We start from the raw sequence: 12,105 nt of genomic DNA, 5'->3' as shown, positions 1-12,105 counted from the left end.
GTGCGCAGCTCCTGCGAGCGTCTGCACCAAAGGCTGCTATAAACCTCAGAACTTCTCCTCCAGCCACAGAAAACCGCTACTCAACACAAACAGCAGGAAGAACCAGATAAGCGGCACCGGCTCCTCATTATAAGCAACGGCTGCCTCAGCAACAGGAGCCGCGTTTTGCTGTGCGACAAAGTCCTGGGTTGCCTGCTGCCTTGCCTGTATGGTTGTAAAAGCCCAAACTGCGGAATCCTGTACAAAAAAACTGTAAGGCGCAGCGCCCGACACCTGTACCTGGTGCCAGCCGCTACGGCGGGGCCAGAAGGTGCCGCTGAACTGCGTGGGCTGTAACGGATGCTGCGCCAGGGGCAGGTCTACGCTGGAAGAATCTGCCATATGGGTTACGGTAGCGGAAGGCACATCAGCGCCAGCAGCGGCATAATCTGTGAAAGTAAGGGTGAGCGGCTGGTTTGGTCTGGGTACTTGCGGCGAAGCAAGCTGCCAGAATGTTTCCTGCACCTCCTGCTTCGCTACTGCCGACAGTAAGTTTGCCCAATAGCTGGCGTAAACTTCCTCTTTCCCCTCCAGCTGCCACGGAAACGTCTGCGGCACCAAGCTCATGGCTACTTTGCCCCACCCGGCACGCTTTGCACCTGCTAAAAACTGATCGTTCTGCTCTGCTACCAAACCTGCTACAGCCGTTGTATACACTAAAGTATAAGGGGCAGCGGTAGCGATGGCAGTGGTATTATCTGCCCAGGAGGCGCGGGTGCTGCGGGTATCCTGCTGCGAGAGCCGCCTTGTTTGGAAGGAGGTGAAGAAGCTCGTGCTGCGGCTATTGGCTGGTGCGTTTGTGATAGTGAGCACTCCTACTCCCTCTTCTCTTACAGCGCGTTCTAAAGTGGCCCGCTCTCCGGCGCTTAAATTCTGCAGTGCCTGCGGTTCCGTAATCACCACATCAAACTGCTGCAGAAGCTTTGGCGTAAGGCGATTGAGGTTGTGGCGGGGCATGTTGAGCCATTCGCTCTGGCTCATTCCCTTGCTGATGGTGGTACGCAAAGCTACCCGGTGCTGTAGTTCGGCCAGGTGGTTCTTCAGGAAACGGAATTCGAACAGCGGCGAAGACGCCAGCAGCAGGACACCCAAACGCTGCACCGGCTGCACCTGTACCGACACCTGCCCCACCGTGTCTGCCTCCTCCCCTGAATTTTCCACCACATGATGAACAAATTGTCCCGCCTGCTTTGGCGTATAGCGTAACTTGAAACCAGCAGTAGTATCCGCTGTCACTTCCACAGAGTCCCGCACCTGGCCCGAGGCCATAAGGTATAGCCAGGTACTTGCCTCTCCTTCCCGATTATACTGACCACTTACCGCTACTGTTTCTCCTAACTTTACCTTTTCAGGCCAATGTATAGCGGCCATGCCAACAGATTTGGGGGAAAGATACAGTTGTACCTGCACGTCTTCCAGCGCATTCAGCTCCTCTTTCTTTAAACCGTATCCCAGTAAATGCACTTTCCTGAGACCCGGTTGCTCCTGCCGCAAGCGGTACAGGCTCCTGATAGGCGTGGCATCATCTGCCGTAGTACCATAGGTATAAACTTGCGGTTCAGCAGCTGACCTTTGAATCAGGCGCTGTAGCGTGTCGACATTATAACCTTCGGTTAAGAGAATGGCGGTGCTGGGGCTAATGGCCTGTTGCGTGGTGGGTTGAAAAACCAGCAACACGAGGCTCACGCCTGCCACTACACTGGCCAGCAGTCGCCACACCAGCCGCTGCTTGTTGGGGCGTTGCCAGGCCAGCCACAGCAGGAGCAGCACAACAAAGGCAGCAACGGCCCAAATGATGTATGGAGGCAAGTTTGGTAGCAAGTTCAGTTAGTGCTTAGCTGTTTCAGGTATTGCCGGGATAGAGGGCTGCGGCGAACGGTTTCCTGCTGCGGTGTCAGCGCTGCAGGTGGCAACAGCGCCACCCAGGCCTGCTCGACTGTGCGCAGGCAGGACGGGCAGAGGACTTCCCCGCTGTTCATGTCTGCGATAAGCGTGCCTAGGTCCTGCAGGGCACGCAGATAGTTCCCTGGCCTGTTCAAGGCCTGTTGTGCCAATTCCTGCCCCGCCTGCTCCAGCACCTGCACATCCCGCTGCTTATACTTTTCTTGTCTTTTATAGCGTTCCAGCCAATCCAGGGCTGCACGGGTATGGGGCAGCTTTGTCTCCGCTTTAATAATCTGCCTTTCGGACAGTGGCGTAATTTTGTTCAGTTCTCCTGACAGACGCAGTTCCGGTTCTTTCAGGGGTGGCGCCTCAAAACCCGTTTTGGCCACATAGGCCCGCTGCGACTGCTGCACCTCCTTCAGCATGCGCAGCGCCTTGTATTCGAAGGGCAGTGCCTCTTTGGGTTTGTGCGTACGAAGGCGCAACTCTGATTCCCACATCTGCGCCAGTGCCCCTTTCAGTTTAGCTTTTACGGCAGGCTCAAAAATAGTGGCCTCGCCTTCCTGGTCGTGCTTGTGCAGGTAAGGCTCGAGCAGCGCCTGCGGGTCGTTCTGGTTCTCAAGCTCCGGGTGGTCGTGCCCGTCGTCAGCGTAATGCTCCGCCTCCTCATGTCCTTCAGCACCTTCCGGTATGCCGCCTCCCGGACCGATGCCTGATTCAGACTCCTCGCCTAAAAACTTACCGTAGCGCAGGCGCAGCAGCTTCTGGTCTACTCCTATGTTGTTAGAGCGCTCCTCAAAGGTGGCGCGGGAGATGCTTTTCTGCTCCTCCAGTAGTTTCTCGGTATCGATGATGATCTGGCGCTGACTGCGGAAATACTCCGGCACCGGGTTCACGCCCATCGACATGTCGAAGGCAGCCTCTACAATGGTGGTGTCCTCTATCTGCACAAAGTAGGTTTCGGACCGGGTATAGCCACGGTGGTTGTCCCAGGCCTGCACGTAAAAGTACAGCTCGTCTCCATACGTCATACCCAGTTGCTGCAGGTCCAGCGTTTTGTTCACGGTAAAGCTGCGGCGGGTACCGCTCAGGCCCAGGCTGATTTTCTCTTCCCGGAATTTCACCGCCTCACCTGTACCCTTGGCCACGGTGGCAATCATATTAGCTTCCCGTATTCCGTAGTCGTCAGAGAGCTGCGCCTGCAGATTCACCCGCTGCGGCTCGCCAAACAGAATCTCAGTATACTGCTTCGGTTGCTGCACCTGGACAACCGGAGGCTCGTCCGGAGTAATCTCTATTGTATAGAAAGCAGACTTCTGCCCGTTGAGATTGAGTTGGTACACAGCAGGGTCTGAAAAGCGGCGCGACAGAACATAAGCATTCTCCTCCCCGGCTGCTAAATCAGCCGCATCCTCCTTATTTAGTACCAGTTGTAACGTTTTAGCAGCTTTGTTTGTGCGGATGCGCCAGCTGACAGTAGCACCTTCTTCCACACGTATGTTCGGACTTTCAGCCTGGTACGTGCTTTTACCGGTATAGGCCGGAGGCGTGATGGTGATGTCAATATTCTCTATAACAGTGGCGGTGTCTGTTGCCGTGACGGGGGCATCCGGAAATTCTACTTGTATCTCCTTTGGTGCATCAGTTGCTGCAAGCGGAGCCGCTGGTAAGTATAGAATACCTGCTGATAACACCAGGGCCAGACCCAGCGCCCCATAGGTAGCGGTACTGCGCAGGCTGAAAGTTTTCTCTTTCTCCGGATGAAGTTCCTGGAGTATGACGGCTGTCCTCTGCTGCTGCAGCCTTTCCAGTAAGTTGAGATTGCCTGTTTCGCGGAGGAGCAGCCCTGTGCTGTCTTCCAGTTGCGGGTACTGCCGGTTAAGGTGCCGCGCCACCTGCACTAAATCTGTTTCCCGGATACTGCTCCAGCGCATCCCGAAATAAACTACTGCCGCCAGCATGAGAGCAATAGCTGTAGCAGCAAACACAGGTACTTCAAACTGCCACTTATAAAGTACCGCAGCGCCCACAGCCAAGGCTGCCAGCGCCTGCAGGGCATACAGCAGCGCCTTCGCCTGCACATACTGCCTGCGAATGCGGTGGAGAATCTGAATGCTACTGTCTGAAGCCATACCTATACTATCGCGCGCCTCCCGGCGATTACTCTTTCAATCAAAAATAACACAAAAGCCGCTAACACAAGCCACGGTAGCAGGGATATACGCTGCCCCTCCGGGGCTTCCGGCGCAAAGACTGCTACTTTTTGTGCGGGCATCAGCTGCTGTTCGTCCAGCGCCCGCACATCATACATGGCTGCTTCCTGCTGCGGAAACAGCAGGGGCAGGAGCAACTCCGGCAGCTGTGCGCTCTGGCCTAAACTACTCCGGTCCGGACTAAAACCGCTCCGGAAACGGTATAAGTGGCCTTTACCAACTGACTGCACCGTCAGCAGTGCCTCACCACTTTGAGTTGACCAGATAGCCTGCTGTGCATTATTTCCTGTGATGCTACTTAGTTGGTGCACCGCCACCTCTTCCCCGGCTGTAGCCATACTTGCTTTTATGGCGCTGAACTCAGTATCAGGCTGCACCCACAGTTTTAGCCCCTGCTCCGCGACCTGTTCCTGTAGTAGTGGCGGCACCTCATCGCTCCGTAACCAGAAAACCCATTCTACCGCAGTATCTTGTGCTGAGGTGATGTGGATGGGTAACTCAGTATAGCTACTGATGGCGCTGATAGCAGCCTGCAGGTAACGCACTTCTGGCTGCTGCGCCTCGTCGGCAAGAATGGCTATCTGCAGCGGCTCCGTCTGCACCTCTACTTTGCTGATGCTTTTGTCTGGGAAAATAGCTTGTAAAGTATCTGCCTGCCTTTGTAGTTGGAGCTGCTGGTTATTTACCGTAATACTTTGCGCAGCGGCAGGGGTATAGTAACGGTTGTAGGTGATGCCATCGCGGGTGCCATTCCCGATAAACAGCAGCAGGCTATCAGGAGATGTCTGCACTGCCGCCTGCAGCCAGGTAGCAGTGGCTTCGGAGGCAACCGGAATCCAGCGGATATTTTCCGGTATACCATCAGGACGCGTGCCTGCAAAATGCCGCTGTTGGTCAGAAGTAAAGAGCCAGATGCTATCCTGCGGCTGTTGGTGCCGCTCCCCTAGGGCTGCTAGCAAGTCCCAATAGTTGGCGCTGTGCTGAATGGCTGAGTCTGCGGTAGTGCTAAGCTGTTGCCACTGCTCCTGTGAAATAGCGGCAAAGTCTGGTGTATAGGTATGCAAACGGTAGCCGCGCTGTAGCAGCGAGTCAATAGTAGGCTGCAGCTGCTGCCGTGTGGCGGAGGTATGTAGCAGCTCCTGCCCCACGTACACGGCTTTCTGGCTTTCCGGCGTTTGCGGCGGTCGCGTTATGACCGGCTGCGCCAACGCTACGGCTAATAAAAGCAGGATAAGGCAGCGCAGCAACAGCAGCCCCACATCATGTAGCTTTATGCTGCTCCAGCGATTACTGGCAGAGGCCTCCAGCCAGCGTAAACTGCCCATCTTCACCGTCTTTCCCTGCCGTTTGTTCCAGAGATGGATGGCGATGGGAATCAGAATGGCAGATGCTGCAAAAAGCCAGTATGAAGCGAGGAAAAACACTATTGAGTTAGAAAGTTAAAAAGTTAGAGAGTTGTGAGGGACTAAAGTGTTGGCACAGTTCACTCATCTGCATACTCAGCATTAACCATACAGTAAACGTTTCTGCAGAAAGGTGCGGAGGGCTTTGTCCAGGGGCTCATCTGTCGTAAACCGGTCGTAGGCAATCTGACGGCTGCGCATATCGCGTTCAGTTTGCTGCAGCCACTCCTGTAGCCTTTCGAGGTAGCTTTTGCGCTGTTCGGAAGTGCTTACCTGTAGCGTGCGGCCAGTCTCCAGGTCTTCGAAGGTGAGGGTGCCGCTGTAGCTGAAGTCTAGTTCGTTCCGGGCCATCAGGTGAAACAGCAATAGCTCGTGCCGCTGTGCTCCCAACTTATAAAGCAGGTTTGTTATTTCATCCTCCTGCTCGTACAGGTCTGTCAGAAATACGGTTAGTTCTTTCTGTCGCCTGTCGGAGAGCAGGTTGTTTGCTGCCTGCGTGTCGGGGAATTTGCCCTGCGGCTCTACCTCACTTAACTGATGCCAGAAGCGCTGCAGGTGCATGTTATCGGAGCGGGGCGTGAGGTTAATCAGTTGCTCCTCGTGCAGCACATATAAACCCACGGCATCACCCTGCAGCGAGGCCAGGTACGCCAGTGAGGCGACTAGGAAACGGGCATAGTCCATCTTGCGCAGGCCGTTAGTATCTTCATGCGCCATGGAGGCACTGCCATCTACTACAAACCGCACTGTGATGTTCGTATCTACCTCCGCCTCCCGGATGTAATAGCGGTCAGAGCGGGCAAACATTTTCCAGTCGAGCTGCCGCAGATCGTCACCAGGTTGGTAGCTGCGGTACTGGCTGAACTCCAAACCGGCCCCGCGCCGCAAACTTTGGTTTTGCCCGGCCAGAAAGCCTTCTACCACTGTGCGGGCAAGCAGCGGCAAATCTTTGATGGTGGCCAGTACGCTGGGGTCTATAAATTTTTCTTTAGACAAGGGTGTGGCGCAGTTTCAAGTCCTTAATTCGGGCTTCGATGAGGGCATCGTGCAGCATAATGTTCACGCCACCCACCAGTTCCTGCCTTGCCTGCAGCATGTACTTATTGCTCTGCGAGTAGAAGACCAAGGCACAGTCATGCAGCCGCCCTTTCTCGCCTGCCTTGTTGCAGTTCTGGTAAATCTCTATCATCAGAATAGGGTCAGAGAATATCTTTAAGCTGGAGAGCTTGCCAAATTGCAGGGAGCCCTCCTGCCATAAAGGCGCATTGCTCACATTCACCTCAAACTCATAGTACGTACTTGCCTCTTTCGGGCAGGTCCTGTAATCAGCACTTATGTTGATGTAGGTCCTGAGCTTGCCGGGTGCTTGGGTAATGGTAGAAAGCGCAAGTGAAAAACCGTTGGACCAGAACACGTAGCTGTCCTCTACACGCTCCACCTGTAGCTTGTCTGAGTAAAAAAAGTAAATCCTTTCTCCCAGCACGTTCCTCAGAATCCTTATCTGGTCATCTGGTATCTTAACTATATCTACTTCTTCCTGCATATGCTCAAACTTAACATTGTTTATGCTATAGCAATACGGCTTTTGGTAACTTTATGTGCTGCAGCAGCTCCTCCACCACCCGGTCAGGAGTAATGCGTTCTGCTTCTGCCGTAAAGTTCACCAGTACACGGTGGCGGAGTACAGGGTATGCCATGGTTTGTATGTCGGCAGCCGTCACGGCAAAGCGGTTGTGCAGCAGCGCACGTGCCTTGGCTGTCAGGATAAGCGCTTGCCCGGCTCTCGGCCCGGCTCCCCAGCGGCAGTAGTTTTTCACAAAATCCACCGTAGTGGTATCAGGGCGGGTGGCACGCACGACGTGGTTTACGTATTGCAGCAACTCTTCACTGATACTTACTTCGCGCACTAACTGCCGTAACTGCAGTACCTCCTCACCGGAAATGCTGGATTGCACCTGTACCTGCCGGGTGCCTGTGGTGTTGGAGAGTATATTCAGTTCTTCCTGCTCTGTCGGGTATTTAATCTTGATATAGAGCAGGAAACGGTCTAACTGCGCTTCGGGCAGCGGGTAGGTTCCTGCCTGCTCTATCGGATTCTGAGTAGCCAGCAGGAAGAAAGGGCGCGGCAATTCATATGTTTTGCCGGCATACGTTACTTCATATTCCTGCATTGCCTCCAGTAGGGCGGCCTGCGTTTTGGGCGGTGTCCGGTTTATTTCGTCGGCCAGCACGATGTTAGAGAAGATTGGGCCTTCGTTGAATTTGAAAAAGCGCTTGCCGGTCGCATGGTCCTCCTCCAGCACCTCGGTGCCCAGTATATCCGTCGGCATCAGATCTGGCGTGAACTGTATACGCCGGAAGCCAAGATCCATGGCATTGGCTAAGGTACGTACCAGTAAAGTTTTGGCAAGGCCCGGCACACCTTCCAGCAGGCAGTGCCCGCCGGCCAGCAAGGTAATCAGCACCTCGTCCAGTACCTCCTCCTGGCCTACAATTACTTTCTGTATCTCCTGCTTCAGGCGTGGAAGCTTGTTTAGCAGGTAGTTTATGTCTTGTTCGGTCATTTTGTGTTTGCTTAGTTCAAGACACTCGCAGGAGCTGCGCACGCTGCGAGGTCAAAGCATTTGCTACTGCGCTTTAGTTGGTTAGTGCGTACATGATGATGTTGACGCCGAACTTGGTATTATCCTCAGCGAGCCAACGCTTATTCCGGAAGTCGTAGTCCCATTCGCAGCCGTAGTCTTTGTTGCTGTAGAGCACTGCTATTTTTCCGTCCACTTCAATTGCCTTCAGGTAATCATGCACCAGGTCGTCGCCCCAACCGTTGAGCTCGAACGAAGTGGTGGGTGGGCCTTCCTCGAAGGTGAAGAAGCTGCGATAAAGCTTGTGGTTGTTTGGGATTTTCTTAAGGGCGCTCTGCCCGAATATCTGCCGCATCTGCTCTTCAAAAGAACGGGCAAAGAGGCCGTCGATGTCGTGGTTGCAGTCGTCTACAAACACAAAACCGCCATTGCGCACATAGGTTTCGAAGTTCTGCCGCTCCTTCTGGTTAAACTGCACCAGCTTGTGGCCGCTCAAGTAGCTGAATGGGTAATTGAACAACTCCGCACTTTCCAGCGACACCACCTTCTCCTGCTCCTCAACTTTCACCGTTGTGTACTGGATAAGCGAGTGCAGCAGGTTACTCGGCATACGCGGGTCCGTATCCCAGTTGCCGGAGCGGTATTGTAAGCGCACAAAGGTGAAGGGTTGCAAGAGTAATCAGGTTTAAACTAACTGTCATCTCGACGATAGGAGAGATCTATCTGGAATACTAAAAAGATCTCTCCTATCGTCGAGATGACAGGAAAAAATACACATATATAATATAATCTCAGCAGGTCTTATACCGCATCAGAAAGACTGGTGAACGTAAAGTCACGGATCTTCATCGGTGGAATCAGGCTGCCGTTGATGCGCTGTGGTTTACCTAGCGCCTCCAGGTTGTTCAGCATGATAACCGGGCTCTCGTTGAAGCGAAAGTTCTTCACCGGGTACATGATTTTGCCGTTCTCGATGTAGAATGTACCGTCGCGGGTAAGGCCGGTATAAAGCAGCGTCTGCGGGTCTACTGCGCGGATGTACCACAGGCGTGTTACCAGAATACCGCGGCTCGTGCTCTTGATCATATCTTCCAGCGACTGGTTGCCTCCTTCCATGATCACATTGCCCGGAGGCGGAATTGAAGCAGCACCTTTGTTGGAAGCCCAGTAGCGGGTGTTGTACAGGTTCTTTACCATGCCTTTATCTATCCAGGTAACTTTCTGCTGTGGGCGGCCATCGCCTGCAAAAGGAGCAGCGGGCACTTCCAGGTTAGACGGATCTGAATATACGTTAATGCGCTCATCTACTAGTTTCTCGCCCTTCTTTGTCTGTCCCCCTGTTTTGCTCAGAAAGCTACGGCCTTCTTCGGCAGCGCGCTGGTCCATGTTGCTGAACATGTTGCGGAGCAGGTCGATAGAGGCGGCAGGCTCTAAGATAACGGTATACTTGCCCGGTTCCAGTGCCCTGGCATTACGGGAGGTAGCAGCCTTTTCGGCAGCGACCTGAGAGGCCTTTCCTGTATCCAGTTTGCTGATGTCGCTATAGTCTTGGGTTACGTAACCGGAGCCAGTGCCATCTTCGGTGCGCACAGTCACCGAGAAATCCACCACCGTAGATGGATGGTAAGCAAACAGGCCTTTCGAGTTCATCTTAGCAGTGAAGTTGCTATAATGCTCCAGGAAGCCAGCCGCTGTTAAGCCCTTGGCAGCAGCAGCGGCAATGCTTTTAGCAGCGGCATCGGCACGATAAGCCGGGTCAACATTGTTGGTGCTATCAAAAAATTCTTTGGTGATGGTATACTTTTGTGGGCCTAAAAATGCTATATACTCCGGGCTTTCAGGAGCCAGACGCGCTGTTTCTTCTGATCGCCTGATGACCTTCTCCAGCGATTTATCGTCGAATTCGTTGATAGTGGCTACACCCGACCGCTTCCCGAAACGCGACTCCACCGACATGGAAACGTTTTCTTCTGCGCCGCTCGTAGATACCTCGTTTCTGGCATAGCGGATGTTGCCGCCTGTGTTGCCGTTAAGTGTAATTTCACACTCATCAGCCTTTGAGTAAGCCAAGGCCTTTTTAAGTACTGCCTGTGCTTCTGCTTGTGTTAATATTGCCATTTTAGTTGATGCTAATTTTGAAGGTGAAAAGACTAAATCTTACGCGCCGTATTGATCACATTCACACCATTGAAGCGGGTGTGGGCAGAGCCATGTGACACGGCACTGATTTGGCTGGGCTGTCCCTTTCCGTCGAAGAAGGAGCCGAACAGGCGATAGTCACTCTCGTCACACATATCGGCGCAGGAGTTCCAGAATTCTTGGGTGTTGCTCTGATACGCCACGTCCTCCAGTGGACCTACAATCTTGCCGTTTTTAATTTCGTGGAAGGTGGTGCCACCAAACTGGAAGTTGTAACGTTGCTGGTCGATAGAGTACGAGCCACGGCCGGCGATGTAAATGCCTTTGTCTACGCCTGCAATCAGCTGGTCTACGTTCTTTTTCTCCTTGCCCGGTGCCAGCGAAACGTTCGGCATGCGCTGGAACTGCACAGAGCTCCAACTGTCGGCGTAGCAGCAACCGTGAGACTCTTTTTCGTTGATAATGTGCGCCTGATCACGGATGGCCTGATAGTTTACCAGTGTACCGTCCTTAATCAAGTCCCACTTCTTCGTCTTCACACCTTCGTCATCCCAGCCTACATAGCCCAATGAGCCCGGCTGAATTTTATCTGCAAAGATGTTCACCTTGTCAGAGCCATACTTAAAGTCCTTGCCCTTCCATTTATCCAGGGTGGCAAAGGAGGTACCGGCATAGTTTGCCTCGTAACCCAATACACGGTCCAGCTCCAGCGGGTGGCCTACTGATTCGTGAATGGTGAGGCCCAAATGGTTCGGGTCAAGTACGAGGTCATACTTGCCTGCCATCACCGATTTAGCTGTCAGCTTCTCTTTTGCCTGTTTGGCTGCCAGCGCAGCATCTTCCAGCATGTCATAGGCATAGCGGTAACCCACCAGGCCAGTGCCTGCCGGGCCATTGATTTTCTCCGATGCCTTTGGGTTCATGTACTCATAGCCCATACCCATTGGGGCGCTCAGCGCCTCGCGGGTTTTAAACTTACCGGAAGCCTTGTCTACTGCCGTCACGGTGAAGTTTGGCCAGATACGGTGAATGTCCTGGTCTATATAAGAACCGTCAGTTGAGGCGAAGTACTTCTGCTCGTTCACCTGGAATAGGGCAGAGTTTACGAAGTTAGCGCCATTGTCCATAGCGGCAGCATTAGCGGCTAAAAGCAAATCGGCCTTCTCGCCTACAGGCACTTCAAAAGCGTTCTTCTCAATAGGAGTTCTCCAGCTTACCTCCCCATAACCGGGCACCGGAGCCAGTTGTACCGGCTCTTTTTGTAGCTTGGCATTTGCCTTGGCAATGGACACAGCTTGTTCAGCGGCTTTGGCCACGCCTTTATCCGACACATCGGAAGTGGCGGCAAAGCCCCATGTTCCGTTGGCCAACACGCGTACACCTACGCCAAAAGACTCTGCATTCACAATGTTCTGCACCTGCTTTTCGCGGGTAAAAATATATTGCTGTAAATAGCGGCCAATGCGCACATCTGCATAATTGGCACCTTTTGATTTCGCTGTATTCAGCGCCACATCGGCCAGACGCTTTTTCAGCGCAGGGTCTACCTGCTCCAGCATGCGCTCCGGCGAAACAATATCGCCGAACACAGGGATAGAAGGCAGCATTAAGCCACCAAAACCCAGTGCCGATAGTTCAAGGAAATTTCTTCTTTTCAAGGTAATGTTTGTTAGTTACGGGTTAGTGCATTCGTTTCGGTAGCTAAGTATAATTAAATGGCGCTGCATTTCAAAAATACCCTTCTGATTATCTGCCAACAGTATCATTTCATAGATGAATATGGTGAAGAACTTCATACATGGTGGCATAACAACAGCCTTTATTTAAAAGCAGAAAGCGCAGGAT

The 12,105-nt window shown here is 53.1% G+C and carries 9 protein-coding genes; all 9 read right to left on the bottom strand.

All coding sequences use genetic code 11. The features are described from left to right. Positions 1–45 precede the first annotated feature (45 nt). Positions 46–1,848: a hypothetical protein gene (locus E1919_RS00580; protein WP_237143928.1), complete on the bottom strand. Its 1,803-nt coding sequence runs from the start codon at positions 1,846–1,848 to the stop codon at positions 46–48. Between the two features lie 14 nt (positions 1,849–1,862). Further along, positions 1,863–4,055 carry a DUF4175 family protein gene (locus E1919_RS00575; RefSeq protein WP_162051412.1) on the bottom strand — a complete coding sequence of 731 codons (2,193 nt, stop codon included), beginning with the start codon at positions 4,053–4,055 and terminating at the stop codon, positions 1,863–1,865. A 2-nt stretch (positions 4,056–4,057) separates the two neighbouring features. Beyond that, positions 4,058–5,560: a BatA domain-containing protein gene (locus E1919_RS00570; protein ID WP_162051411.1), complete on the bottom strand. Its 1,503-nt coding sequence runs from the start codon at positions 5,558–5,560 to the stop codon at positions 4,058–4,060. 81 nt (positions 5,561–5,641) lie between these two features. Beyond that, entirely contained in the window at positions 5,642–6,535 is an 894-nt protein-coding gene (locus tag E1919_RS00565) for a DUF58 domain-containing protein (protein ID WP_162051410.1), read from the bottom strand. Next, positions 6,528–7,082 carry a hypothetical protein gene (locus E1919_RS00560; RefSeq protein WP_162051409.1) on the bottom strand — a complete coding sequence of 185 codons (555 nt, stop codon included), beginning with the start codon at positions 7,080–7,082 and terminating at the stop codon, positions 6,528–6,530. Before E1919_RS00560 ends, E1919_RS00565 begins: the two co-directional genes overlap by 8 nt. 25 nt (positions 7,083–7,107) lie before the next feature. Then, positions 7,108–8,103 (bottom strand): AAA family ATPase, encoded by a 996-nt coding sequence (locus tag E1919_RS00555; RefSeq protein WP_162051408.1) that lies wholly within the window; start codon positions 8,101–8,103, stop codon positions 7,108–7,110. A 73-nt stretch (positions 8,104–8,176) separates the two neighbouring features. Continuing rightward, positions 8,177–8,794, bottom strand: a complete 618-nt coding sequence (locus tag E1919_RS00550; RefSeq protein WP_162051407.1) for a DUF4159 domain-containing protein — start codon at positions 8,792–8,794, stop codon at positions 8,177–8,179. A 128-nt stretch (positions 8,795–8,922) separates the two neighbouring features. Further along, positions 8,923–10,239, bottom strand: coding sequence for a TldD/PmbA family protein (locus E1919_RS00545; protein WP_162051406.1), 1,317 nt, complete (start codon positions 10,237–10,239; stop codon positions 8,923–8,925). Between the two features lie 32 nt (positions 10,240–10,271). Next, the gene (locus E1919_RS00540; protein WP_162051405.1) at positions 10,272–11,918 is read right to left on the bottom strand and encodes a TldD/PmbA family protein; all 1,647 of its coding nucleotides are present in this window, start codon (positions 11,916–11,918) and stop codon (positions 10,272–10,274) included. Positions 11,919–12,105 lie beyond the last annotated feature (187 nt).

Origin of the sequence: Pontibacter pamirensis (genome assembly GCF_010015475.1) — a bacterium.
GTDB lineage: Bacteria > Bacteroidota > Bacteroidia > Cytophagales > Hymenobacteraceae > Pontibacter > Pontibacter pamirensis.
The sequence above is the reverse complement of the archived record's forward strand: the minus strand, read 5'-3'. Positions and strand labels throughout refer to the sequence as shown.

Bases quoted from the DNA above. Each gene is read 5' to 3' on its own strand.
- E1919_RS00575 (WP_162051412.1), bottom strand. From the start codon at position 4,055: ATGGCTTCAGACAGTAGCATTCAGATTCTCCACCGCATTCGCAGGCAG.
- E1919_RS00560 (WP_162051409.1), bottom strand. From the start codon at position 7,082: ATGCAGGAAGAAGTAGATATAGTTAAGATACCAGATGACCAGATAAGG.
- E1919_RS00555 (WP_162051408.1), bottom strand. From the start codon at position 8,103: ATGACCGAACAAGACATAAACTACCTGCTAAACAAGCTTCCACGCCTG.
- E1919_RS00545 (WP_162051406.1), bottom strand. From the start codon at position 10,239: ATGGCAATATTAACACAAGCAGAAGCACAGGCAGTACTTAAAAAGGCC.